Annotated in this window: 19 protein-coding genes; 7 read left to right on the top strand and 12 right to left on the bottom strand. The window is 67.9% G+C overall.

Annotation, left to right across the window (positions count from 1 at the left end):
* The 8 genes from AB0I10_RS18495 to ngcE all read right to left on the bottom strand — a co-directional run.
* The coding region (locus AB0I10_RS18495; protein WP_363153535.1) for a 1-deoxy-D-xylulose-5-phosphate synthase N-terminal domain-containing protein at positions 1-361 on the bottom strand (361 nt) is incomplete at its 3' end.
* A gap of 304 nt (positions 362-665) precedes the next feature.
* Positions 666-1,964, bottom strand: a complete 1,299-nt coding sequence (locus tag AB0I10_RS18490; RefSeq protein ID WP_363153534.1) for a sugar ABC transporter permease — start codon at positions 1,962-1,964, stop codon at positions 666-668.
* Complete coding sequence (locus tag AB0I10_RS18485; protein ID WP_363153533.1) at positions 1,961-2,761, bottom strand: ATP-binding cassette domain-containing protein; 801 nt, start codon at positions 2,759-2,761, stop codon at positions 1,961-1,963. Before AB0I10_RS18485 ends, AB0I10_RS18490 begins: the two co-directional genes overlap by 4 nt.
* Before the next feature lie 200 nt (positions 2,762-2,961).
* Positions 2,962-4,056 carry a substrate-binding domain-containing protein gene (locus AB0I10_RS18480; protein WP_363153532.1) on the bottom strand — a complete coding sequence of 365 codons (1,095 nt, stop codon included), beginning with the start codon at positions 4,054-4,056 and terminating at the stop codon, positions 2,962-2,964.
* Positions 4,057-4,195: 139 nt separating this feature from the next.
* A complete protein-coding gene (locus AB0I10_RS18475; RefSeq protein ID WP_363153531.1) occupies positions 4,196-5,395 on the bottom strand; it encodes an ROK family transcriptional regulator in 1,200 nt (399 codons plus the stop codon).
* A gap of 298 nt (positions 5,396-5,693) precedes the next feature.
* Complete coding sequence (locus AB0I10_RS18470) at positions 5,694-6,644, bottom strand: carbohydrate ABC transporter permease (protein ID WP_363153530.1); 951 nt, start codon at positions 6,642-6,644, stop codon at positions 5,694-5,696.
* Complete coding sequence (locus tag AB0I10_RS18465) at positions 6,644-7,567, bottom strand: sugar ABC transporter permease (RefSeq protein ID WP_363153529.1); 924 nt, start codon at positions 7,565-7,567, stop codon at positions 6,644-6,646. Before AB0I10_RS18465 ends, AB0I10_RS18470 begins: the two co-directional genes overlap by 1 nt.
* 112 nt (positions 7,568-7,679) lie before the next feature.
* The gene (gene ngcE / locus AB0I10_RS18460; protein WP_363153528.1) at positions 7,680-9,119 is read right to left on the bottom strand and encodes an N-acetylglucosamine/diacetylchitobiose ABC transporter substrate-binding protein; all 1,440 of its coding nucleotides are present in this window, start codon (positions 9,117-9,119) and stop codon (positions 7,680-7,682) included.
* A gap of 425 nt (positions 9,120-9,544) precedes the next feature.
* On the opposite strand from ngcE, the gene AB0I10_RS18455 reads away from it, so the two are divergent.
* Positions 9,545-12,961: a GH92 family glycosyl hydrolase gene (locus AB0I10_RS18455; RefSeq protein ID WP_363153527.1), complete on the top strand. Its 3,417-nt coding sequence runs from the start codon at positions 9,545-9,547 to the stop codon at positions 12,959-12,961.
* Between the two features lie 107 nt (positions 12,962-13,068).
* Here the strand turns inward: AB0I10_RS18455 and acnA are convergent, their stop codons facing one another.
* Positions 13,069-15,798 carry an aconitate hydratase AcnA gene (gene acnA / locus AB0I10_RS18450; RefSeq protein WP_363153526.1) on the bottom strand — a complete coding sequence of 910 codons (2,730 nt, stop codon included), beginning with the start codon at positions 15,796-15,798 and terminating at the stop codon, positions 13,069-13,071.
* A gap of 250 nt (positions 15,799-16,048) precedes the next feature.
* Between acnA and AB0I10_RS18445 the strand changes: the two genes are divergently transcribed.
* Complete coding sequence (locus tag AB0I10_RS18445; protein WP_363153525.1) at positions 16,049-16,552, top strand: hypothetical protein; 504 nt, start codon at positions 16,049-16,051, stop codon at positions 16,550-16,552.
* Positions 16,553-16,639: 87 nt separating this feature from the next.
* Complete coding sequence (gene sigJ / locus AB0I10_RS18440) at positions 16,640-17,524, top strand: RNA polymerase sigma factor SigJ (protein ID WP_363153539.1); 885 nt, start codon at positions 16,640-16,642, stop codon at positions 17,522-17,524.
* Positions 17,525-17,609: 85 nt separating this feature from the next.
* Here sigJ and AB0I10_RS18435 read toward each other — a convergent pair whose 3' ends face one another.
* Positions 17,610-18,413, bottom strand: coding sequence for a S16 family serine protease (locus tag AB0I10_RS18435; protein ID WP_363153524.1), 804 nt, complete (start codon positions 18,411-18,413; stop codon positions 17,610-17,612).
* A 104-nt stretch (positions 18,414-18,517) separates the two neighbouring features.
* Between AB0I10_RS18435 and AB0I10_RS18430 the strand changes: the two genes are divergently transcribed.
* The gene (locus AB0I10_RS18430) at positions 18,518-19,123 is read left to right on the top strand and encodes a hypothetical protein (protein WP_363153538.1); all 606 of its coding nucleotides are present in this window, start codon (positions 18,518-18,520) and stop codon (positions 19,121-19,123) included.
* A gap of 40 nt (positions 19,124-19,163) precedes the next feature.
* Here the strand turns inward: AB0I10_RS18430 and AB0I10_RS18425 are convergent, their stop codons facing one another.
* On the bottom strand, positions 19,164-19,523 hold the full coding sequence (locus tag AB0I10_RS18425; RefSeq protein ID WP_363153523.1) for a GntR family transcriptional regulator: 360 nt from the start codon (positions 19,521-19,523) through the stop codon (positions 19,164-19,166).
* 1 nt (position 19,524) lies between these two features.
* Positions 19,525-20,550, bottom strand: coding sequence for a DUF1648 domain-containing protein (locus AB0I10_RS18420; RefSeq protein WP_363153522.1), 1,026 nt, complete (start codon positions 20,548-20,550; stop codon positions 19,525-19,527).
* Positions 20,551-20,715: 165 nt separating this feature from the next.
* Between AB0I10_RS18420 and AB0I10_RS18415 the strand changes: the two genes are divergently transcribed.
* The 3 genes from AB0I10_RS18415 (at position 20,716) to AB0I10_RS18405 (ending at position 25,069) form a co-directional block, all read left to right on the top strand.
* Positions 20,716-22,245 (top strand): UDP-N-acetylglucosamine 1-carboxyvinyltransferase, encoded by a 1,530-nt coding sequence (locus tag AB0I10_RS18415; protein WP_363153521.1) that lies wholly within the window; start codon positions 20,716-20,718, stop codon positions 22,243-22,245.
* A gap of 728 nt (positions 22,246-22,973) precedes the next feature.
* Positions 22,974-23,921, top strand: coding sequence for a hypothetical protein (locus AB0I10_RS18410; RefSeq protein WP_363153520.1), 948 nt, complete (start codon positions 22,974-22,976; stop codon positions 23,919-23,921).
* 101 nt (positions 23,922-24,022) lie between these two features.
* The gene (locus AB0I10_RS18405; protein WP_363153519.1) at positions 24,023-25,069 is read left to right on the top strand and encodes an FAD-dependent oxidoreductase; all 1,047 of its coding nucleotides are present in this window, start codon (positions 24,023-24,025) and stop codon (positions 25,067-25,069) included.
* Positions 25,070-25,076 lie beyond the last annotated feature (7 nt).

Here is a 25,076-nt window from a genome sequence, read left to right as displayed (position 1 = left end):
AGCCCAGCACCGTCGAGGCATGGCTGTTCTCGATCACGTCGTGCTCGGACTCGGCCCGCGAGGGGTAGCCGGACAGACCGCCCTTGGCACGCAGCCCGGTGAAGTCCTGGCGGCCGGTGAGCAGCTTGTGGACGTAGGACTGGTGCCCGGTGTCGAAGAGGACCCGGTCCTGCGGGGAGTGGAAGACCCGGTGCAGGGCGATGGTCAGCTCGACCACACCGAGGTTCGGGCCGAGGTGCCCGCCGGTCTTGGCGACCGCGTCAACGAGGAAGGTACGGATCTCCCCCGCCAGCTGCTCCAGCTGCTCCGGTCCTAGCCGGTCCAGATCGCGCGGTCCCCTGATGCGGGTCAGCAACGCCACCCCTGCCTCCTTGCTGGTCGAGCCTGCCGATCGAGCTTGCCGATCAGATGAGTCTAATGTTCCGTCCGCTGTGGCTGCGGCCGGGCCTTGCGATGTATGTCACTCGGGTGATGAGGCACGATGCCGCCAAACGGAGCCGTTTCCGGACACACACCGGCCCCCACCAGGTCACGCCTGGTGGGGGCCGGTCAGACCGAACGGCGCCGGGCCACGGTTGCACGCGCCCGGCGCGCCGCGGCAGCCGGACCACTACCGGCACCTACGTGCGCCCGGCGCGCCGCCGCAGCCGGACGACTACCGGTACCTACGTGCGCCCGGCGGTCTTCTGCGTCCGCCGCGACACCGAGTCGATCACGACGGCGGCCAGCAGCACCGCGCCGGTGATCATGTACTGGATCTCGCTGGCCATGCCGAGCAGGTTCAGGCCCTGCTGGATGGACTGGATGACCAGCATGCCCAGCAGCGCGGACCAGATCTTGCCGCGGCCGCCGAAGAGGCTGGTGCCGCCGATGACGGCCGCCGCGATGACGTTCATCAGGGTGTTGCCGGAGCCCAGGTTCTTCGTGGCGCCACCGGAGAGGCTGGCGATGAAGAGTCCGCCGAAGGCGGCGAGCATGCCGGAGATCGCGAACACCGTGATGCGGATCTTGTTCACGTTGATGCCGGCCCGGCGGGCCGCCTCGGCGTTGCCGCCGACCGCGAAGATCTGCCGACCGTAGGTGGTGCGGCGCACCACGAAGTCCGCGATGACCAGCACGGCGAGGAAGAGCACCAGGGCGAGCGGCAGACCGCGGGCGCCCGCCGGCTCGTTCAGGACGTAGGCGACGACGAACGCGATCAGTGCGACGACGCCGGTGCGCAGCAGGATCTCGCTGCGCGGCCGGGCGGCCAGCGCAGCGGCCTTGCGGCGCTTGGCGTCCAGCAGCAGCGAGCCCGCGTAGGCGAGGACGGCGATCAGCGCGAGGCCGTATGCGGCGGCCTTGTCCTCGAAGTAGTAGCCGGTGAGGCTCTCCACCACGCTGCCGCTGGGCGTGTTGATGGAGCCTTCCTTGCCCATCATCCAGATCTGGACGCCGCTCCAGCCGAGGAAACCGGCGAGGGTGACGACGAAGGCCGGCACACCGATCTTGGCGAAAAAGAAACCGTGCAGGGCGCCGATGGCGATACCCGCGGTGACGGCGATCAGGACCGCGAGCCAGTCGTTGACGCCGTTGGTGACGCTGAGCACGGCCCAGACCGCCGCACCGACACCCGCGACCGAGCCGACGGACAGATCGATCTCGCCCAGCAGCAGGACGAAGACGATACCGACGGCCATGATGCCGAGGCCGGACGTGTAGACACCGATGTTCGCGAGGCTGTCGGCGGACAGGAAACTGCTGTTCTGGATCTGGAAGACAACCGCGATGACGATCAGGCCGATGATGACCGGCAGGGAGCCCAGCTCACCGCCGCGCACCCGGCGCTTGAAGTCGTTGAGGTAGCCGGCGAAGCCCTCTTCGCGGACCAGCAGCCGGGGGTCGACGGCGGCCGGCTGCGGGGTGTCGGCGGCCTCGGGGGCCTCCTTGATCGCCTCTGCCGGCTGCTTTGTGAGGTCGCTCATGCCCCGGCCTCCTTCTTCACCTGGTCCGTACGCGCCTTGCGGCGGGTCACGGCGTTGTCCGACGCGCCGGTGATGGCGGCGATGATCTCTTCGTGGGAGGTGCCCTCGACGTCGAAGACACCGTTGTTGCGACCCAGCCGCAGCACCGCGACGCGGTCCGCGACGGCCTGCACGTCGGCCATGTTGTGGCTGATGAGGATGACGCCGAGGCCGCGCTCACGCAGCCGCTCGACGAGGTCGAGGACCTGTGCGGTCTGCTCGACGCCGAGGGCGGCGGTGGGCTCGTCGAGGATGACGACCTTCGGATCACCGATCAGCGCGCGGGCGATGGCGACGACCTGCCGCTGGCCACCGGAGAGCGCGGCGACGGGGATCCGGACGCTGGGGATGCGGATGGACAGCGTGTCCAGCAGCTCCTTGGCGCGCTTCTCCATCGCGATCTCGTCCAGGACACCCGCGGTGCGGATCTCGCTGCCGAGGTAGAGGTTGGCGACGACATCGAGGTTGTCGCAGAGCGCGAGGTCCTGGTAGACGGTCGCGACGCCGAGCTCTTGGGCGTCGTGCGGCTTGTCGATGCCGACCTCGTTGCCCTCCCACTCGATGGCACCGTCGTCGACGGGGTGAACGCCGGAAATGGTCTTGACGAGCGTGGACTTGCCGGCGCCGTTGTCGCCTACGAGGGCGACCACCTCACCGGGGTGGATCTCCAGGGTGACGTCCGTGAGTGCTTGGACGGCGCCGAACCGCTTGGAGACTCCGCGCAACGCCAGCACAGGCGTAGCGGACACGTGAATCATCTCCTTCGCCGCCGTCACAACGGCGGGGATGGTGGTGCGAAGAGCAGGGGGCTGTGCGAAGAGCAGGGGGCTGTGCGAGATACGGACCGGTGCCCGCCCCAGGACGGGGGGAGTGACATGGGGCGGGCACCGGACCGGGTTCGCGGGGCCGCGGGCTGTGCCGCGCGGCCCGGCGTGACCGGGGGTGTTACCCGGGGGCCTTACTTGATGCCGGCCGCCTCGCACGCCTTCTTGGCGTCGCCGGCGCAGATCTCGCTCGCCTTGTAGACCTTGTCCTTGAGGATCGTGTCCTTGATGTTGTCCTTGGTCACGATCTCCGCGTCGTACAGCTTGGCGGGGATGCCCTTGACCTCACCGCTGAGGCTGTCGACCTTGGCGGGCGCCAGAGAGCCGATCTTCTCGCCCTTGAGCAGCTTGACCGCGATCTCGGCCGTGGAGTCGGCCTGCGGCTTGATCTGCTTGTAAATGGTGAACGCCTGGTCGCCCTTGAGGATCCGCTGCAGACCCGCGAGCTCGGCGTCCTGACCGCCCACCGGGACTTCGACGCCCTTCTGCTTGAGGGCGGTGATGATGCCGCCGGCCATGCCGTCGTTGCCGGAGTAGACGCCCTGGAAGCCGTCCTTGCCAAGCGAGTCGAGGGCCGCGCTCATCTTCTTGTTGGCCTCGTCCGGCGACCAGTCGGGGATGTCCTGCTCGTACGCGATCTTCTTGACCTGCTTGTCGAGGACGCTGTGGGCGCCCTTCTTGAAGAACGGCATGTTCGGGTCGGTCGGCGAACCGTTGATCATGACGACATTGCTGTCCTTGGCCTCGTCGCCGAGCGCCTTGACCAGCGCCTCGCCCTGGAGGCGGCCGATCTTCTCGTTGTCGTAGGAGACGTAGGCGGAGATGTCACCCTCGGCCAGCCGGTCGTACGCGACGACCTTGACGCCCTTCTTGGCGGCCTGGTTCACCCAGGACTTGGTCGCCTTGTAGTCGACGGCGTCCAGAATGATCACCTTCACGCCCTGGGTGATCAGCGCGTCGAACTGCTTCTTCTGCTGCTCGGTGTCCTGCGAGGCGTTGTTGTACTGCACCTTGCAGTCGCTGCACAGCGCCTTGATCTTCGCCTCGATCAGCGGCCGGTCGAAGGTCTCGTAGCGCGTGGTCTTGTTCTCCGGCAGCAGGAGACCAATGGTCTTGTTGTCGCCACCGCCACCCTTGGCGCCGTCACCGGCCTTCCCGCAAGCGGCCACGGAGAGGGCCATCGAAACGGCGGCGGTACCTATAACGACGCGACGCGTCCAAACGTTCATTGGGGTTGCCTCCCTGACGAGGCCGCGTCGTTGCGGCCGAGGTGGGGGAAGTCAACTCGGCCGCCAGCCGACCGTCAAGAAGTAAATCCTTAACGAGATGGCAACGGTGCCATGCGTTAGCTGTATGAACTCAACGCGTTCACGCTATGGCGGGTGCGTCCACGGCCTGTACGCCGTCGAGAAGGGTCGAATCGCCCATCTCGCTCAGCACCAGCGCGAGCGCTCCCAGCACCTCGGCCCGGCCCCCGAGCGTGCCCGGGACGATCCCCAACTGCCGTGCCGCACTGGGGATCGCGTACCGCGACACCGACTCGCGGATCGGCGCCAGCACCAGCTCACCGGCCTCGGCGAGATCGCCGCCGAGCACCACCCTGCTCGGATTGAGCAGATTGCACAGATTGGCCACACCACTGCCGATATGACGGCCTACGTCCGCAATGACCCGTCGGCAGCCCGGATCGCCCTCGCGGGCCAGCTGCACCACCCGCGGCATGGTCAGATCGGGGCCGTGGCTCGGCTGCAGCAGCGGAAGCACGTACCGGGCGGCGGTGAAGGTCTCCAGGCAGCCGCGGTTGCCGCAGCGGCACACCGGACCCGCCTCGTCCAGGGTGATGTGCCCGATCTCGCCCGCCGTACCGCCCGGCCCTCGGTAGATCTGCCCGCTGATCACCAGTCCCGCGCCGACACCGCTCGCGACCTTGATGTACGCGAGGTCGGAGGCCCCCCGGCCGCCGCCCCACACCAGCTCGCCCAGCGCGCCGAGGTTGGCGTCGTTGTCGACGTAGACGGGCACCCCGAGGCGCTCGGACAGCTCCTGGCCGGGGTTGGTGCCGGACCAGCCCGGCAGGATCGCCGTCGACCCGAGGGTGCCGGATTCGACGTCGATGGGACCCGGTACACCGAGGCCGACGCCGACGATTTTGCCCGGACTGATTCCGGTCGCCGCAATCAGCCTGCTGACCAGCCGCTCCGCCCGGTCGAAGCCCTCCGCCGCGGACGCGTCCACATCGATCGGCTCGGCCTCTTCCGCCAGCACCTGGTGCGCCAGGTTGCCGACCGCCACCCGCAGATGGGAGTGGCCGAAGTCGACACCGACGACGATGCCCGCGTCGCCGGAGAGCGAGACGCTGCGCGCCCGGCGGCCGCCGGCGGAGGTGGGCGTCACCTCGACGGTTCCGCCGTCCTTCAACTCACGAACGATGTTGGAGACGGTGGCCGCGGACAGCCCCGTGCTCCGGGCGATCTCCGCCTGCGTGAGTGAGCCCGCCATACGCACCGCGCGCACGACCCGCTCCAGATTGGCCCGGTGCAGCGAGGACTGCGACCCCGGAGTCTCCATCGACTCATCCACTCCCGCCTGGGGCGGCCGGCACGACGACCGGTCGCCGGGCCGGGCCACAGCAGCGGGGCCCGGCTTGTCTCCAACATGTGAATCTAAGCTGAGCCGCCCGGGCAGCCTCCCGTCAAGCCCTTTCGGCAGGCAAGAGAGAAGGGGAACAGGTCCATGGGCGGTTTGCCTGATTGATCACGTTGGGTAGCGGGCCGACGCCGGTCCGCGACCTGGCTGCCGCTGCGCGCGGGGCCTTACGTGCAGGGCGCGCTATATGCCGGATATGTAGGGCTCTGTGTGCCGGCCGCTATTTGAGAGCGCCGGCCGTCAGACCGGCCACCACCTGCCGCTGGAAGATGATGTACGCCGCGAGCACCGGCAGCATCGCGATCGTCAACCCCGCGAACAGACCCGACCAGTCCCCCTTGTACCCCTGGCTCACCGCCAGTGCCACCAGGCCCTGGGTCAGCATCTTCTTGTCCGGGTCACCGACGTTGAGCACCGTCGGCAGCAGATATTGGTTCCACTGCCCGAGGAAGTTGAAGATGCCGACGCTGATCAGGCCGGGCTTGGCCATCGGCAGCATCACCTGGAAGAAGGTGCGGGTGTGCGAGGCGCCGTCGATGAGCGCCGCCTCGGCCACCGATGTCGGCAGCGTTTTGAAGAATCCGCTCAGGAAGAAGACCGTGAACGGCAGCGAGTAGGCGATATAGACCAGGATCAGGCCGTGGTAGGTGTCCAGCAGCGCCATGTTCTTCATGACGAAGAACAGCGGGACCAGCGCCAGGATGACCGGGAAGCCCATCCCGCCGACGAACAGGAAGTACAGAAAGCGGTTGCCCGGGAAGTCGAAACGGGCCAGCACATACGCCGCCATCGCCCCCAGCAGCATGGTGCCGATAAGTGAACCACCCACCACGATGAGCGAGTTGAGAAAGTACTGGCCCATGTTCGCCTTGTCCCAGGCGCGCGACCAGTTGTCGAAATGCAGGACCGAAGGCAGTCCCCAGGGGGAGCCGAAGATCTCGGTGTCGTCCTTGAAGGAGCTGACCACCGCCCATAGCAGCGGCATGGTGACCAACAGGCCCCAGATCACCAGGACTCCGTGCGAGAAGACGTTGAGGACCCTGCCCTCGCTGCCCCCGTCCCCCTTCTCCTTCGCTCCGCCCCCCTTCTCCTTTGCTCCGCCCCCCTTCTCCTTTGCCACGTCCGACTTCGTGACGCCCGGGAGGTCCGCGGGGTCCGTGTGCGCACTCATCAGAACTCCAGTCGCTCGCGCCGTCCCAGCCGCATCACGATGGCCGAGAAAATGAGGGTCACAATCAGCAGGGAAACGCCGATGGAGGTCGCGTAACCGGCCTGACCGTCACGGAAGGTCTTCTGGTAGACGTACAGCGGAAGGACCTCGGTCGAATAGTCGGGGCCGCCCGGACCGACACTCATGATCTGCACGAACGCGAAGGCCGAAACGTCCAGGGCGAGGATGCCCATATAGATCCAGCCGGTCTGCACGGTGTCCCACAGCAGCGGCAGGGTGATCCGGAAGAACGTGTTGAAGCGGTTCGCGCCGTCCAGCAGCGCGGCCTCGTAGAAGTCCTTCGGAATGGAGCTCATACCGGCCGAGAAGAGCACGACGTAGAAGCCGACGTTGGCCCACACCATCGCGGCCATGACGCACCACAGCGCAAGCTGCGGATCACCCAGCCAGTCCGGCTGTACATTGTCGAGCCCGATCGCCTGGAAGAACGCGTTGAGCGCACCGCTCTCCGGGTTGTAGGCGAACTGGAAGAGCAGCGCGACGATCGGGACCGACAGCACCTGCGGGAAGAAGTAGAGAATCTTGTACGTGCCCGAGCCTCGCACGCCGCCGATGACCGCCTTCTTCCGGCGGCGGCCACCGACATTGAGCATGAAGGCGAAGAAGAGCCCGAGCGAGAGCGTCACCACTGGCAGCAGAAGCAGCAGCGTCACACTGTTGCCCACCGCGGCCCAGAAGACATCGTCCTTGAAGAGGCGTGCGTAATTGTCGAAGCCGACCACCTTCATGTCCGGACTGAGTCCGGTCCAGTCCGTGAAGGAGTAGTAAATGGCCTGCACGAACGGCGAGATCACGAAGATCGCATAAATCGCCAGCGGGAGCACCAAGAATCCCGCGATGAAACGGTACTTACCGTGCTGCATGACTACCGATCCCGTTCTCTCCCTGCGGACCCGCCGCTGGTGACGCGCCCCCGGCCGACTCCCCCGACCGACGCCGGGGGACCCCAGGAGGTCCCCCCCCCGAACTCATCGGTCAGCGCTTGTACTTCTTGACACTGGAGTCGTCGCGGGTGTCGTCCGCATACTTCTGGATCTTGTTGATGGCCTCGTCGGGCGTCAGCCGGCCGGCCATCATCTCGCCCAGCGCGCCGACGCCGATCCGCTCCTTCTGCAGCGCCACGTACCAGTCCTGCAACCGCGGATTGACGATGTTCGAGCCGGCCTTCTGCAGCACCGTCTGCGCCGAGGCCAGGCCTGGCGGCAGCGTGATTCCCTCGGTTCCGCCGTTGAGCGAGGTGAGCGAGGAGACCTGCTTGATGAAGTTCTGCGAGGACTTCTTGCTGAGCATGATGCGCAGCAGCTCCATGCCGCCCTCGGCGTTCCTCGCCTTTCTCGGGACGATGAACGGTTCGCCACCGGAGGCCCAGACAGTGCCGTACGGCATTTTGTCGGCGGAGGAGATACTGGACGGCGCACCGACCGCGAGGCCGAACTTCGGGTTCTTGGCGATCTGCTGGGCGGATTCGTTCTCCACCCATGAGCCGTTGGGGATGAACAGCGCCTTGCCCTCGGCCCATGCCTTCTGCGACTGGAGGTGGTCGAGGCCGGGCGAGCCCTTGAGGACATAGCCCTTCTTGTACAGCTCGTAGTACGCGTCGAATGCCGTCTTGACCGCCGGGTCCTTCCAGGCGTTCGGCTCCAGGTTGTCGATGTTCCGCAGGACCTCCGCACCACCGATCTTGGCGATGAGCGGGTAGAGGCTGAAGGGGAGGTAGTACGGGTACTTGCCCGGGTACGTCCAGCCCGCGATGCCCTTCTTCTTGGCCTTGGCACACAGGGCGAGCATGTCGTCCCAGGTCTCCGGGTATTCCGCGTCCAGCTTTTCCAGATTTCCCTTGGAGTACCAGACGCCGTAGACCGTGTACGCGTAGTACAGGATCCAGGTTTCCTTGCCGCCGAACTGCCCCATCTCGACGACGCCGGGGCGCAGCGTGTCCCGCACCTTCTTCTTCGGGTCATCGATCGAAGGGGCGTCGAGAAGGGCGGTGAGGTCGGTGAGCTGGTCCTTGGCCACGAGGGTGCCGAAGTCCATCTGTTCCGCACCGGAGTTGTCGACGAGGTCCGGGGGGTTTCCGCCGTTGAAGCGCGGCTGCAGCGTCGACTGGATCTTCTGGGTGGAGGAGAGTTTGATCTTACCGTCGGCCTTGGGGAAGGCCTTGATGTACTCCGCCTGTGCGTCCTTCGCGTACTTGTCACCGAATCCGCCGTCGAAGATGACGACGTCGAGGCCGGCGGACTCATTGACCGCGAGCGGGTTCTTGGCCGACTTCTTGCCTTTTTCGACCTTCTCGCCATCGCTGCTGCCACTACCGGCGCACGCCGACAGCGCACTCATGGCCGGAACGGCGACGATCCCCATGGCCGCGGCCCGCTTGACCAGATCGCGACGGTTGAATTCCGAGGTGGATCCCATGCTCAAGTCCTCGCCTTCTCCAGGACTCAGGCGGTGTACCGGAGCCACCCCGGCACCGCAGGTCAGATGAAGCTGAGTTGTACGGGATGTGCACCGGGCGCGCTAGAGAAATGCGGGGAAATCATCCAATCCCCGCGCTTCCCCCCGGATCCACGGCCATGTTCACACAGCCGGTCGGACGCCGACAGGTATAGTCCACTTCCAGCCGACTGGGCAAGATCGAATGCATGGTTGGCTGTCACTTTTTCCTAGTTGAGACCTCCCCGGCATGCGGCGGATCCACCCATGGTTCACCCGTCGGATCGTCCTGGCGTACCCCGGCTCGCGAATCACGGCGGCACCCTTGACACCAAACTCCCCACGCACCTTACTTATCTCTGCGTTATCCAACTGACAACGATGTCAATCTCGTTGAGAGGGCTCGCGTGCGGCTCAGACACCGGCACAGTCCACTGCGGGGGATCGCCCGCCCCGCCGCCCTCGCGGCGGCCGCTCTGCTCGTCATCACCGTGCCCGGCCCGGCCCAGGCCGCGCCGCCCCAACTTCCGCAGGGGGCAACGGAGTTCAGCTCCTCCTTCGAGTCCGGAGATCCCCGGCCGGACTGGACCGACACCGCCGAGACCGGGCCGGACGGGGAACCGCGGACCTCCGGGGTCGCCCCGGAGACCGCCCCCGGTGCCCCCGGTATGACCAGCCGGACCGACACCGGCCCCACCGACTCCCCCACCGCCAAGGCGAACGCCGGCTTCTCCGGCGGGCACGCCCTGCGCTACGGCGGCACCCACACCGCCGACGGCCGCGGCTACGCGTACAACAAGATCTTCGACGTCGATACGACCGTCACCGCGACCACTTCCCTCTCCTACAAACTCTTCCCGGAGATGGCGAAAACCGATCCGTCCTACCCCGCGACCCATGCCGCCGTCGATCTGGCCTTCACCGACGGCACCTACCTCAGCGATCTCCGCGCCGTCGACCAGCACGGCGTGCCGCTGACGCCGCAGGGCCAGGCCGCCTCCAAGACGCTCTACGCCAACCAGTGGAACAACCGGGAGTCGCGGATCGGCGCGGTCGCGGCCGGCAAGACCATCGACCGGATCCTGATCGCCTACGACGCGCCGGCGGCCCCGAAGGCCGCACCGTCGTTCCGTGGCTGGGTCGATGACATCACCATCCGCCCCAAGGCCCCGGACCGGCCGCTGGCGCATCTCTCCGACTACGCGGTGACCAACCGCGGCACCCTCTCCAGCGGCAGCTTCTCGCGCGGCAACACCTTCCCCGCCACCGCAGTCCCCAACGGCTTCAACTTCTGGACGCCGGTGACCAACGCGGGCTCGTCCGACTGGCTCTACGAGTACGCGCGGAAGAACAACGCCGACAACCTGCCCACCCTCCAGGCCTTCAGCGCAAGCCATGAGCCGAGCCCCTGGATGGGTGACCGGCAGACCTTCCAGGTCATGCCGTCTGCCGCGGCCGGCACCCCGAACGCCTCCCGCACCGCCCGCGCGCTGCCCTTCCACCACGCCAACGAGACCGCGAAACCGCACTACTACGGCGTCACCTTCGACAACGGCCTCAAGACAGAGATCACGCCGACCGATCACGCCGCGATGATGCGCTTCACCTTCCCCGGCGACGACGCGAGCCTGATCTTCGACAACGTCAACAACAAGGGCGGGCTGAGCCTGGACACCGAGCGCGGGATCGTCACCGGCTTCTCCGATGTCAAAAGCGGTCTGTCGGTGGGCGCCACCCGCCTCTTCGTCTACGGCGTCTTCGACGCGCCGGTCACCAGCGGCGGAAAGCTGGACGGCGGCGGAGGCAAGGACGTCACCGGCTATCTGCGGTTCAAGCCGGGCGCCGACCGTACGGTGACCATGCGGATCGCCACTTCGCTCATCGGCGTCGACCAGGCGAAGGCGAACCTGTCCCGCGAGATCCCGGACGGCGCGCCCTTCGCGGGCATCCAGGACCGGGCGCAGTCGCAGTGGGACGACATCCTGGGCCGCATCGAGGTCGAGGGCGCCGGCCGCGACCAGCTCACCACGCTCTACTCCAACCTCTACCGCCTCTACCTCTACCCCAACTCCGGGTCGGAGCAGGTCGGTTCACGCACCCGCTACGCCAGTCCGTTCTCCCCGCAGGCAGGCCGGGACACCCCCACTCACACCGGCTCGAAGATCGTCGACGGTGCGGTGTTCGTCAACAACGGATTCTGGGACACCTACCGGACCACATGGCCCGCCTACTCCCTCCTCACCCCGAAGCGGGCCGGGAAAATGGTCGACGGTTTCGTCCAGCAGTACAAGGACGGCGGCTGGATCTCCCGCTGGTCCTCCCCCGGCTATGCGGACCTGATGACCGGTACGAGTTCCGATGTGGCCTTCGCCGATTCCTACGCCAAGGGGGTGAAATTCGACGCCGAATCCGCCTATGCGGCAGCCCTCAAGAACGCCACCGTGGCCCCGCCGGATCCCGGCGTCGGCCGGAAGGGCATGACCACCTCGCCGTTCCTCGGCTATACGAGCACCGATACCCGCGAGGGCGCGTCCTGGGCGCTGGAGGGCTACCTCAACGACTTCGGTATCTCCCGTATGGGCAACGCCCTCTACGAGAAAACCCACAAACCCCGCTACAAAGAAGAATCCGAGTATTTCCTGGGCCGCGCCCAGAACTACGTCAAACTCTTCGACGACCGGGTCGGCTTCTTCCAGGGCAAGGACGAGAAGGGCGACTGGCGACTGCCGGCCGATGAGTTCGACCCCCGGGTCTGGGGTCATGACTACACCGAGACCAACGCCTGGAGCTTCGCCTTCACCGCACCGCAGGACACCCGGGGGCTGGCCAACCTCTACGGCGGGCGGGCCGCCCTGGCCAAGAAGCTGGATGCGTACTTCGCCACCCCGGAGACCGCGTCCAAGGAATTCGCCGGCTCCTACGGCGATGTCATCCACGAAATGACCGAGGCCCGCGACACCCGAATGGGGATGTACGGCCACAGCAACCAGCCCTCGCACCACATCGCCTACACCTACAACGCCGCCGGGCAGCCGTACAAGACCCAGGAAAAGGTCCGCGAAGCGCTGAGCCGCCTCTATCTCGGCAGTGAGATCGGCCAGGGTTATCCGGGCGACGAGGACAACGGCGAGATGTCCGCTTGGTACATCTTCAGCTCACTCGGCTTCTATCCGCTGGTGATGGGCCAGGGTGAATACGCGGTGGGATCCCCACTGTTCACCAAGGCCACCGTCCACCTGGAGAACGGCCACGACCTCGTCATCAAGGCCCCCCGCAACAACGCCGAGAACATCTACGTCCAAGGTCTCCGGTTCAACGGAAAGCCCTGGAATTCCACCGCCCTCCCGCACGCTCTCCTCGCCCGCGGCGGCACCCTCGAATTCACCATGGGCGCCGAGCCCTCCGCCTGGGGCACCGGAAAGGACGCCGCCCCGTCCTCCATCACCCGGAACGACAAGGTCCCCACCCCGCCCGGCGATGTGACCGTCCCCGGTAGCGGCCCGCTCCACGACAACACCTCCGCCACCTCGGCGGCGCTCACCGGAGCCCCGATCGACCTGGGCGGGTCCGCCCGGGTCACGTCGTACACCCTCACCTCGGCGGACCGCACCACCGCACCCACCGGCTGGCGGCTGGAGGGCTCCGCCGACGGCGAGAAGTGGACAGCCCTCGACCACCGATCGGGCGAGTCCTTCACCTGGAACCACCAGACCAGGGTCTTCAGCGTCGGCCGGCCCGGCAGCTACCGGCACTACCGCCTGGTACCGACCGGTACGGCCACACTCGCCGAAGTCGAACTCCTCGGGACCTCACACCGCAGTTGACGTGTGAGGCCTGTACCACCGCCCCGGCCGCGGTGGCCGACGGCATGCGGAAGGGCCGCACCCCCCAGGGGGTGCGGCCCTTCTGCCGTACTGGCCCGCCTACCCGCTTACTTGCGGATCAGGCTGCGCAGCACGTACTGCATGATGCCGCCGTTGCGGTAGTAGTCCGCCTCGCCGGGGGTGTCGATACGGACCTTGGCGTCGAACTCGACCTCTGCCCCAGCGGCAGAAACAGCCTTGACCTTGACCGTCTCGGGGATGCCGCCGTCGTTCAGGTCGGTGATGCCGGTGAAGGAGAAGGTCTCCTCGCCGGTCAGGCCCAGGGACAGGGCCGAGGCGCCCTCGGGGAACTGGAGCGGGAGCACGCCCATGCCGATCAGGTTCGAGCGGTGGATGCGCTCGTAGGACTCGGCGATGACGGCCTTGACGCCGAGCAGCGCGGTGCCCTTGGCGGCCCAGTCGCGGGACGAGCCGGAGCCGTACTCCTTGCCGGCCAGGATGACCAGCGGGATGCCGGCGGCCTGGTAGTTCTGCGACGCGTCGTAGATGAACGACACCGGGCCGTCCTCGACGGTGAAGTCGCGGGTGAAGCCGCCCTCGGTGCCCGGCGCGATCTGGTTGCGCAGGCGGATGTTGGCGAAGGTGCCGCGGATCATGACCTCGTGGTTGCCACGGCGGGAGCCGTAGGAGTTGAAGTCGCGACGCTCGACGCCGTGCTCGGTGAGGTACTTGCCGGCCGGGGTGTCGGCCTTGATCGCACCGGCCGGGGAGATGTGGTCGGTGGTGACCGAGTCGCCCAGCTTGGCCAGCACCCGGGCGCCGGCGATGTCGGAGACCGGGGTGGTCTCCATCGTCATGCCCTCGAAGTAAGGGGGCTTGCGGACGTAGGTGGACTCGGCGTCCCACTCGAAGGTGTTGCCGGTCGGGATCGGCAGCGCCTGCCACTGGGCGTCACCCGCGAAGACGTCCTGGTAGGACTTGTTGAACATGTCCTCGCCGATGGCGTTGGCCACGACGTCGTTGACCTCGGCCTCGGAGGGCCAGATGTCCTTGAGGAAGACCGGGTTGCCCTCGGTGTCGTTGCCGATGGCCTCGGTGGTGATGTCCACCTTCATGGAGCCGGCGATGGCGTACGCGACGACCAGCGGCGGGGACGCCAGGTAGTTCATCTTGACGTCGGGGTTGATCCGGCCCTCGAAGTTACGGTTGCCGGAGAGCACCGAGGTGACGGCCAGGTCGGCCTCGTTGATGGCCTTGGAGACCTCGTCGTCCAGCGGGCCGGAGTTGCCGATGCAGGTGGTGCAGCCGTAGCCGACCAGGTTGAAGCCCAGCTTGTCCAGGTAGGGGGTCAGGCCGGCCTTGTCGAAGTAGTCGGTGACGACCTTCGAGCCCGGGGCCAGGGTGGTCTTGACCCACGGCTTGCGGGTCAGGCCCTTCTCGACCGCCTTCTTGGCCACCAGCGCGGCGGCGACCATGACGTACGGGTTCGAGGTGTTGGTGCAGGAGGTGATCGCGGCGACGGTCACGGCGCCGTGGTCGATCTCGTAGACCGTGCCGTCGGGGGTGACGACCTGGGTCGGCTTGGTCGGCGCGCCGTTGTGGTCGCGGGCCGGGGCGTCCGAGGCCGGGAAGGACTCCTTGCCCGTCTCCTCGTCGTCGCCGACGTAGTTGCGGACGTCCTGCGCGAACTGCTGCGCGGCCTGGGCCAGGACGATGCGGTCCTGCGGGCGCTTCGGACCGGCGATCGACGGGACGACCGTGGCGAGGTCCAGCTCCAGCTTCTCGGAGAAGTCAGGCTCGGCGGCCGGGTCGAGCCAGAGGCCCTGCTCCTTGGCGTACGCCTCGACCAGCGCGACCTGCTGCTCGGAGCGCCCGGTCAGCTTGAGGTACTTCAGCGTCTCGTCGTCGATCGGGAAGATGGCAGCCGTGGAGCCGAACTCCGGCGACATGTTGCCGATGGTGGCGCGGTTGGCCAGCGAGGTGGCGGCGACGCCCTCGCCGTAGAACTCGACGAACTTGCCGACGACGCCGTGCTTGCGCAGCATCTCGGTGATGGTGAGGACGAGGTCGGTGGCGGTGGTGCCCGGCTTCAGCTCACCGGTCAGCTTGAAGCCGACCACGCGCGGGATCAGCATGGAGACCGGCTGGCCGAGCATCGCGGCCTCGGCCTCGATGCCGCCGACGCCCCAGCCCAGGACGCCCAGGCCGTTGACCATGGTGGTGTGTGAGTCGGTGCCGACGAGGGTGTCGGGGTACGCCTGGCCGTTGCGGACCATGACCGTCCGCGCCAGGTGCTCGATGTTCACCTGGTGGACGATGCCGGTGCCCGGGGGGACGACCTTGAACTCGTCGAACGCGGTCTGGCCCCAGCGCAGGAACTGGTAGCGCTCCTTGTTGCGGCCGTACTCCAGCTCGACGTTCTGCGCGAAGGAGTCCTTCGTACCGAACTTGTCGGCGATGACGGAGTGGTCGATGACCAGCTCGGCCGGGGCGAGCGGGTTGATCTTCGCCGGGTCGCCGCCGAGCTCCTTGACGGCCTCACGCATGGTGGCCAGGTCCACGACACAGGGCACGCCGGTGAAGTCCTGCATGATCACGCGGGCCGGCGTGAACTGGATCTCCTGGCTGGGCTGGGCCTGGGAGTCCCAGCTGCCGAGCGCCCGGATGTGGTCGGCGGTGATGTTCGCGCCGTCCTCGGTGCGGAGCAGGTTCTCCAGCAGCACCTTCAGGCTGTACGGAAGACGGGCGGAGCCCTCGACCTTGTCCAGCTTGAAGATCTCGTACGACTCGTCGCCCACCTGCAGCGTGCTGCGGGCGTCGAAGCTGTTCGCCGACACGACAGTCTCCTTCATGCATGAATTCGCGCGTACCACCGCATCCTGCCGTCACAGGTCCTTGCCGATCCGCTAAGGTATGCCTAAGTTAGGTACGCCTTACTGGCGCGGCAGCGGTACGCTTCTCGGCAGATATCTCGATGTCGAGATAACTCTAGTACATCGCTGCGGCGGGGTCATGCCCTGGCCCGGTGTCCTGAGTCTCATGTCCGGTCATTGTCACCGAAGACTGCTGACCCGTAGGTTCTTGCGGATGACCAGTAGGTTCTTACGAAAGCACCGCTACGAAATCCAACTCGGCGTCTACGCAACCCAAGAAGACGTGCGGAAGCTCGCCGAACGATGCGTACAACTTCTGGACGGCCGACCGTGGCCGTACCGTCTGAGCGTCGCCGGTCAGGACCAGACGACCGAGCCGGGCGGCATGCCGCTGACCGAGTTCTATGACGAGCTCCCGGAGCAGTGGCGGATCGAGCACCCCGGCGCCGACCCCGGCTCGCGGGAGATCCATGAGATCCGGGTGGGTCTGCCGGTCTCACGGCAGCAGATGGACCGGCTTCGCGAAGAGCTCGCCCGCGTCGCCTGCCCCGACCCGGAACACCGTTCCCCTTGCCCCATCCCCTGGTCCACCGGCTACACCGAGACCGGGGATGCGGACGACGGGGACGCGGGCGATGGGGATGAGGGCAATGGGGGTGAGGACAACGGGGACGGGGGCCGCTACCTGGAACAGCGGTACGGGCAGCTGCGGCGATGAAAAAATGCGCCCTGTCGTCACATCGGCCGGGTTTCGTTCGTCATGGCTGTGACGAACCGCGACGGAGGTAAGTGACCGATGGACACAGTGAACGAACGGGAATGGCTGGCGGAGCGGTTCGAGGAGAACCGCCCGCACCTCCGGGCGGTGGCCTACCGGATGCTGGGATCGCTCAGCGAGGCGGACGACGCCGTCCAGGAAGCCTGGCTACGGCTCAGCCGCTCCGGCACCGACGGCGTCGAGAACCTCGGCGGCTGGCTGACCACCATCGTCGGGCGGGTCTGCCTCGACCTGCTGCGCTCGCGCAAGTCGCGGCGCGAGGAGCCGCTGGACGCGCATGTGCCCGAGCCGATCGTGAGCCGCGCGGACGGCATCGATCCCGAGCAGGAAGTGCTGCTGGCCGACTCGGTCGGTCTCGCGCTGCTCGTGGTGCTCGAAACGCTGGCCCCCGCGGAGCGGCTCGCGTTTGTGCTGCACGACATGTTCGCGGTGCCCTTCGACGAGATCGCGCCCATCGTGGAGCGCACCCCGGCCGCGGCACGCCAGCTCGCCAGCCGCGCGCGCCGCCGGGTCCAGGGAACGGCCCCGGTCCCCGACTCCGATCTCACCCGCCAGCGGCAGGTGGTCGACGCCTTCCTCGCCGCCTCGCGCGACGGCGACTTCGAGGGACTGCTCGCGGTCCTCGACCCGGACGTCGTACTGCGCGCCGACGGCGGTCCGGTGGCTCCGGGCCTGTCGAAGGTGATCCACGGTGCGCGGGCCGTGATCGAGCAGGCCCTCATGTTCTCCCGCTTCGCCCACTTCTCCCGGCCGGCGCTGGTGAACGGGGCCGCGGGAGTCGTCACGGCGCAGGACGGCAAGCCGTTCTCGGTCCTGGGCTTCACGGTCACCCACGGCAAGATCGTCGAGATCAACATCCTTGCCGACCCGGCACGGCTGTGTCAGGTCGACCTGACGATCCTGGACGACTGACGGGCGGAGGGGCGGAGGGGCGGACGGGAAGACCGGCGCAGGGGCGGACCGGTGGACGGAAGGACCGGCGGACGGGGGGACCGGGTCAGCAGCTGGGGACCGAGCCGCCCTTCGCCAGTGCGCGCAGTGCCTGGACCGCGCTCTTGAGGGTGGTGACGGGTATCAGCCGCAGTCCGTCGGGGGCGGACTGCGCATTCGAGCACTCCGCCTTCGGTACGAGGAAGACGCTCGCGCCGTCCCGCTTGGCCGCCTGCGTCTTCAGCGCCACCCCGCCGACGGCGCCCACCGTCCCGTCGGCGTCGATGGTGCCGGTACCGGCGATCTTGCGGCCGCCGGTGAGATCGCCGCCGCTGCCGTCGCCGGCCAGCTTGTCGACGATGCCGAGCGAGAAGAGCAGCCCGGCGCTCGGCCCGCCCACGTCGCTGAGCTTCAGCTTCACCCGCACCCGGTCCGGGTCCTTCTTCAGATACCCGAGCGCGGCCGCCGTCGCGGCGTCCTGCGACGCCGTCATGTCCGCGCGGTTGTGCTTCGCGATCTCCGCGTCGGACATCCCGGACGGAAAGACCGCGTCCTTCGGCATCACCGCGCGGTCCGTACGGAACCAGCCGTCGATCACGTCGCCCAGGCGGATCTCGGCGCGCGGCGCGGTCGCCACGATCGCCGTCATCCGCAGCTGACCGGTGGTCTCGCGCACCGGGGCGCCGCTGATCGAGATGACCTCGGCGCCGCCGTGCACACCCAGCACATTCGTGGTCTGGCCGGGCCGCGCGACGGAGTAGGGCAGCGGCGCGAGCCCCCCGACGGCCAGCAGTGCCGCGAGCGGTACGGCGCCGAGGGCGAGGGCGCGGGGGCGGGAGAGGACTCCGTCACGGGAGGGGCGAGTGATCACGCTGTCAATCTAACGGCCGTGCGCGCAGCGCTCGCAGGCCCGTCCCGCCCGGAAACCACAGGCGGCCCGTGTCCCCCGGCGGCGACAATGAACGCGTGCTGATCATGGAACCCGTACTGGAGACATCCGACACCTCCGGCTTCGCGCCATGGCCCGTAGCGGATCTCCCCGCGTACGACATGCTCGCCCTGTCCGGCGAGCTGTCGTCGCTGGAGGTGGGCACCGCGATGGCCGCCCTCGTCGGCGATCAAGCGGGCACGGACGACGCCGGGTCGGCCGCCGCACTGATCAGCCGTCTGCTCGACGAGGAATGCGTCATCTTGCAGGGCGGCGTGCGCGTCCATGACCCCGACGGCGGCGTCACGGTGCAGCCGGGCTGCTGCTTCGGGCTGGAGAGCTGGCGGGACTGGCTGGATTTCACGCGCGGTGAGACACCGTGGCTCGGCCATGCACCCGAGCCGTACGCCGAGCATCACGGCCCTGTCGTCCGTCTCTGGCCCGAGCGGGAGCAGGCACACACCCGCCCGATCGAAATCCGTACGGCCGAACTGCCGGATCTCCTCAAGGGCGTGCAGGACGGACTGCGGGGTTTTCTCCGGCTGGTCGAGCGGTGGGCGGACCAGTACGCCCCCTCGCTGGCCGCCGCCCTGACCGCCAGGCTCGATGAAGACCTCGGGATCGGCGGGCCGTTGGAGGGAGAGCGGAGCTGAGGGTCACAGGGGGCGGGCCCGGGGCGGCCGCCGCCCGGCCTCAGCGTCCCGCCAGCCCCGTCCGTACCACCCGCACGATCTCGTCGTCGGAGAGTCCCAGCTTGCGGGCCTCGGCGATCAGCCGTTCGGCGGCTTCGCCGAGGCGGGCACGGCCGGGGGACGCGGCGCCGGTGACCACCGCGCCGCGCCCGCGACGGAGTTCGATCAGCCCCTCCTCCTTGAGGCGCTGGTAGCCGCGCAGCACGGTGTGCACGTTCACGCCCAGTGACGTGGCGAGTTCGCGGGCGGCGGGCAGCCGCTCCCCGGCGTGTACCGAGCCGTCGGCGATGGCGCCGCGCACTGAGGCCGCGATCTGGTCCCCGAGCGGGAGGGCGGAGCCGGGGTCGACGCGGAAGAGCACCTCAGCCTCCTTGTTGTGGCTGCGATTTCTGCGGTGAACTGCTGGGTGAATTCTCCTGTACGCCCTGCTGGGCACGCACGCGGTCGAGGTAGGCGTTGAACAGCGCGGCACCAGTCGCCGCGTCATCGACCGTCACCACGAACTCCCGGCCGCTGGTCAGCCGCAGCACCAGCCCCTCGCCGGAGCGGAGCACAAGGCCGGTGCGATCGGGGCAGACGCGGTATCCCCAGCCACCGAATTCGGCGGCTGTCGCGACCTCCCGGCTGACGGCCTCCGCCACCCGGTCGAACGGAATGCGCCGGAAACGGTACGTCAGCAGCGTCGACTCAAGCCCCAGACCGCGCCGGTCCACGGTCACCCGTACGGAGGCGACAGCGATGATCATCAGCGCGCCGACCAGCAGGCCCGCGCCGGTGAACCAGCCGTCGACGAAGCCGAGGACCAGCCCGGCGCCCAGCAGCAGCACCCCCAGGAGGGACAGCAGCGGTGAGCTCACGGTGTGCGACCAGCGGGCCGACTCGCCGTCGGCGAGGGCGAGCCGGGGCGCGCCGCCGGACGATGCGGCCGCTGTGCGGGCGTCCGGCCCGGCGATGAGCCAGCCCAGCGCGCCGGCGAGTACGGCCGCACCGAGCGCAACCGCCACCAGCCACATCGGGAGCCGGACGGCGTCCGCGTCCTCGGCGTGCGCGTTGCCGAGCAGCGTCAGGCAGACGGGCAGGCCGAGCATGGCGGCGGAGCCCCATCCAGCGCTGATCACCCAGCGTGTCACCGGGGCGGTGCGACGGAGCTGGGCGAGCACCCCGCTGCCCACGGCGAGCAGGAGGAGCACGAGGAGACTCGCCGTCACAAAGCCCCGGACGGACGAATAGCCGTTGGGTCGTCCGTCGGCACCGAAGTGGGTGGCGAGCGGATCGGGCAGCCGGCCGGACACCTGGGTGAGCACGCCGGCAATGGCGACGATCACGACGAGGAACGGCACCACGGCGGTCCAGGGCCGTAAGGGACTCGCCGAGGCAGAACGAAACACCGGCCGGTCTTCACGACCTCCCCGATCTCCCCGACCTTCGCGATCTTCGTGACCTTCATGATCTTCCATGACACCTCCAGTTGTTCGCATATTAGTAGAACAACCAGGAAAACTCGACACGCTGGGCGTTGCGCATCCATCTCATATCTGAGATACCGTCGCTCTATGGCAGACGACTACCTGGTACGCATCGGCAGGCTCATCCGGGACGCACGACAGCACCGGGGCTGGACACAGACCCAGCTCGCGGAGGCGCTCGGCACCAGTCAAAGTGCGGTGAACCGCATCGAGCGCGGGAATCAGAACATCAGCCTTGAGATGATCGCCCGCATCGGAGAGGCTCTCGACAGCGAAATCATCTCGCTCGGCTATGCCGGCCCGATGCATCTGCGGGTGGTCGGCGGCCGCCGGCTGTCCGGCAGCATCGACGTGAAGACGAGCAAGAACGCCTGCGTCGCGCTGCTTTGCGCCACGCTCCTCAACGCGGGCCGCACAACTCTGCGCCGGGTGGCCCGTATTGAGGAGGTCTACCGGATCCTCGAAGTGCTCAACAGCATCGGCGTCCGCACCCGGTGGATCAACGACGGCAATGACCTTGAGATCGTCACGCCGGCCGAGCTGAACCTCGACACGATGGACACCGAGGCGGCCCGCCGCACGCGCAGCGTCATCATGTTCCTCGGCCCGCTGCTGCACCGGATGGATCACTTCAAGCTGCCGTACGCGGGCGGTTGCGACCTCGGCACCCGGACCGTGACCCCGCATATGACGGCGCTGCGCCACTTCGGTCTGGAGATCACCGCGACCGACGGCACGTACATCGCCGAGGTCGACCGCAGCGTCGCCCCCAAGCGCGCGATCGTGCTGACCGAGCGCGGCGACACCGTCACCGAGAACGCCCTGCTGGCCGCCGCCCGGCACGACGGCGTCACGGTCATCCGCAACGCCTCCTCCAACTACATGGTCCAGGATCTCTGCTTCTTCCTGGAGGAGTTGGGCGTCAGGGTCGAGGGCGTCGGCACGACCACGCTCACCGTCCACGGCGTCGCGCACATCGACCGCGATGTGGACTACGCGCCGTCCGAGGACCCGGTCGAGGCAATGAGCCTGCTGGCAGCTGCGGTTGTCACCGAGTCGGAGCTGACGATCCGTCGTGTCCCGGTGGAATTCCTGGAGATCGAGCTGGCGGTCCTGGACGAGATGGGCCTGGACCACGAGCGCAGCCCGGAGTACGCCGCCGACAACGGCCGCACCCGGCTGATCGACCTGACGGTCCGCCCCTCCAAGCTCCAGGCCCCCCTGGACAAGATCCACCCGATGCCCTTCCCGGGCCTCAACATCGACAACGTCCCCTTCTTCGCGGCCATCGCGGCCAGCGCCCAGGGCCAGACCCTCATCCACGACTGGGTCTACGACAACCGCGCGATCTACCTGACGGATCTCAACCGGCTGGGCGCCCAGGTCAAGCTGCTCGACCCGCACCGGGTGCTGGTCGACGGCCCGACCCGCTGGCGCTCCTCGGAAATGATGTGCCCCCCGGCACTACGGCCGGCCGTCGTCGTGCTGCTCGCCATGATGGCCGCCGAGGGCACGTCCGTCCTGCGCAACGTCTATGTCATCAACCGGGGTTACGAGGATCTGGCGGAGCGGCTCAACTCGATCGGCGCGCAGATCGAGATCTTCCGGGACATCTGACCGCGTGATACCGCCGCACCCTGCCTGACCTGCATTGATGCGGTTCAGGAGAGGGTGCGGCGGCACTCGTGGGACTTCTCTGGGGCCCGCAAGTCGTTTAGCGCAGCCGGGCCGTCGACCTGCAGACCGTCGGCGTGCAGGGTGGGGCCGGCCGCGTTGTACAGGTCGCCTCGGTGAGACTGAGCCCGCCGATGCGCGCGAGGCGAGCAGCCGCCCCAGGGAGGCGACGGCGGTGGCCGTTGCGCTGAGCGGAAGCGGGCGGCGTTGGTGCGGCCCGATGCCCGGAGCATCTCCAGGAGGCCCGGGGCGGTACGCAGGCGTCCACCCGGTCCTTTCGGCCAGACGGTGCAGCACCCGTTCGGCGAGCACCAGTTACTCCCGCTCCGCCTGAACCTCCCCAATCCGCTTGCCCAGTTCCTCGGCGAGCGCGTCCAGCTCGCTCCGGCGAGCCGTGCTCCGTTCCCACTCGGGCATCCCCGCTCCCTCCTCGCAATCCGGTGGCATACCGGCACGGCGACGGAGCGTAGGCGGGCCTCCGCGGCAGGCGCAGCCGACCCGGGAACCACCAAGCCGCCGCACACCAACCCACCTGAGCTGCGGTTCCCGTAGAAACATACGAACTACGGATCTCTCAGGCTGCTCAAGTTTCATGTTTTCAACGCCTGGCTGAAACAAGCCTGTTGGAGATCTACTCCTCGGACATGCCGAACCAACGAACTGGAAAAGCCTTGTCCGAGAAGCTGCCTGGCCGTCAGATCGAGATCTCCTGGCCCGACCTCGGCATCACGGTCACCGCCGAGCTTGACGACCGCAACCCGGCACTCGCCGACGCCCTGTGGGAGTCCCTGCCCTACCAGAGCCTCCAGGGACACGCCCTCATCGCGGGCGAACACCTCTACCACGTAGCGCCGATACCCACTCTGCTGCACACCCCCCACGACACCCGTATCCCCGACCGGCGCGAGGCCCCCAACGGCACCGTGTTCTGCTCCGGCTTGCAGCACCTGGGCATCAAGTACGGCACCCTGACCGAGCCGATGCCCGCCACCCCCGTCGGCCAGATTCGTGAGGCGGACATGCCCGCCCTGCTGGAAGCCGGGGCCGCGATCTGGGACGCCGTCTACTCCACAAAGAAGCAGATCCTCGCCGAAGTCCGCCGTGCAGGCGAGCCGGGCGGCCACCGCATCCCGATGCTCCACGCCGCCAACACGGACGCCAGCCGTCTGATCGCCGACATCTTCGCCGAGACCGAGAAGATCTGGCTCGCACCCCCGGCCGAGCTGGAAGGCCTCCACCAGGGCATCATCCCCTCCCAGGCAGGCAACTTCGGGACCGTCCTGCCCACCCTGCTGTTCGTCAACGGCGAGACCCGGCCCCTGGGTTACGCGGCCTACGGCGGACTCGTCCGCGCCGCCGTCCAGGACATGCCCATGGACTCCCTCGTCCACATGACCCGCCTCCTGGTCGGTGTCCCCGCCGAGTTCCTGGGCTACTGCGGCCTGGAGAAGCTGTGGGCGTTCACCCAGCGCTTCCTCGACGTCCTCGACCGCCTCGACCGTGACGACTTCTACGCCGTCACCAGCCAGATAGCCCTCTACATCAACTGCCTCGGCGGCTGGAACCTCCAGCTGTACCCGTGGGAGACCGGAGACCACCTGCGCCAGCAGAGCGCCTAGGAAGGCGCGTAGCCATGCCCGGAGCGGAGTCCGGCGAGGAGACGACGACACCGGCACTCATCCCCGCCGCCTGAACCCCACACCACAGGAGAAGGAAGACCTTGAGCGCCCTGCCTGCCCACGCTGACGCCGTCGTCATCGGCGGGGGAGTGATCGGAACCTCCGCCGCCTACCACCTCGCCGAAGCCGGCGTGAACACCGTGCTGCTGGAACGCGGAGGCCTCGGCGGCGGGGCGTCCGCGCACACGGCGGGCATGGTCCGCACCTACTTCCCCGGCGACCCCCGCACCGGGCAAATGGCCGTGCGCAGCCTGACCGCCTATCACGACTTCGCCCGCCACACCGGGGTCCCCCTCGGCCTGAAGCGACTCGGGTTCATGGCGCTGTTCACCGACGAACAGCAGATCGCCGAGTTCGAGGCCAACCATCAAGCCCAGCAGGCCGCCGGCGTCCGGGTCGACCTGATCAGTGCCCGCGAAGCGGCCGAGCTCAACCCGCTGATCAACGAGCGCGCCGTCCTGGCCGCCGCCTGGTCTCCTGAGGCATACCACGTAGACGGCCTCGACATCGTCCGCGGCTACGCCGCCGCCGCCCGCAATCACGGCGCCCGCCTGTTCACCCACACACCCGTCGTACGCATCGACGACGACAACACCATCCACACCCCGCAGGGCAGCATCAAGGCGGACAGCATTGTGTGCACGGCCGGGCCCTGGTCCGGCGAGGTGGCATCCATGGCATCGGTCGACCTGCCGATGACACCCCACGCGATCGAGATGCTGTTCACCGACATCCCGCCCTCCCCGCACCGCGAGATGCCCATGACGATGCACGCCACATCCGGCCTGCGGATCCGCTCATGGAAGGACCGCATCCTCCTCGCCATGGGCGTACCCAAGGCCGGCGAAGCACGCGAGGCCTGGCTCGGCCGCATCGCCGGCCATCTCGGCACCCTGTTCCCCGCCTTGGACGGTATCGGCCTGCATCGCGCGTGGAGCGGCGACTTCGACGCCAGCCCCAACAACACCGCCTTCATCGGCGAACACCCCACCCGCCGCTTCCTGTACGCGGCCGGATTCACCGGCGCGGGCCTGTGCCAGGCACCCGCGGCCGGGGAAAAGCTCCGCGACCTGCTGATCGTCAAGTAGCCCCAGA

Origin of the sequence: Streptomyces sp. NPDC050636, assembly GCF_040654775.1 — a bacterium.
GTDB lineage: Bacteria > Actinomycetota > Actinomycetes > Streptomycetales > Streptomycetaceae > Streptomyces.
The sequence above is the reverse complement of the archived record's forward strand: the minus strand, read 5'-3'. Positions and strand labels throughout refer to the sequence as shown.

What these genes read in the sequence shown, in the direction of transcription:
- AB0I10_RS18475 (WP_363153531.1), bottom strand. Translation starts at nt 5,395, where the DNA reads ATGGAGACTCCGGGGTCGCAGTCCTCGCTGCACCGGGCCAATCTGGAG.
- ngcE (WP_363153528.1), bottom strand. Translation starts at nt 9,119, where the DNA reads ATGGGATCCACCTCGGAATTCAACCGTCGCGATCTGGTCAAGCGGGCC.
- AB0I10_RS18465 (WP_363153529.1), bottom strand. Translation starts at nt 7,567, where the DNA reads ATGCAGCACGGTAAGTACCGTTTCATCGCGGGATTCTTGGTGCTCCCG.
- AB0I10_RS18480 (WP_363153532.1), bottom strand. Translation starts at nt 4,056, where the DNA reads ATGAACGTTTGGACGCGTCGCGTCGTTATAGGTACCGCCGCCGTTTCG.
- AB0I10_RS18430 (WP_363153538.1), top strand. Translation starts at nt 18,518, where the DNA reads ATGGAACCCGTACTGGAGACATCCGACACCTCCGGCTTCGCGCCATGG.
- AB0I10_RS18470 (WP_363153530.1), bottom strand. Translation starts at nt 6,644, where the DNA reads ATGAGTGCGCACACGGACCCCGCGGACCTCCCGGGCGTCACGAAGTCG.
- AB0I10_RS18415 (WP_363153521.1), top strand. Translation starts at nt 20,716, where the DNA reads ATGGCAGACGACTACCTGGTACGCATCGGCAGGCTCATCCGGGACGCA.
- AB0I10_RS18445 (WP_363153525.1), top strand. Translation starts at nt 16,049, where the DNA reads ATGACCAGTAGGTTCTTACGAAAGCACCGCTACGAAATCCAACTCGGC.
- AB0I10_RS18485 (WP_363153533.1), bottom strand. Translation starts at nt 2,761, where the DNA reads ATGATTCACGTGTCCGCTACGCCTGTGCTGGCGTTGCGCGGAGTCTCC.
- AB0I10_RS18490 (WP_363153534.1), bottom strand. Translation starts at nt 1,964, where the DNA reads ATGAGCGACCTCACAAAGCAGCCGGCAGAGGCGATCAAGGAGGCCCCC.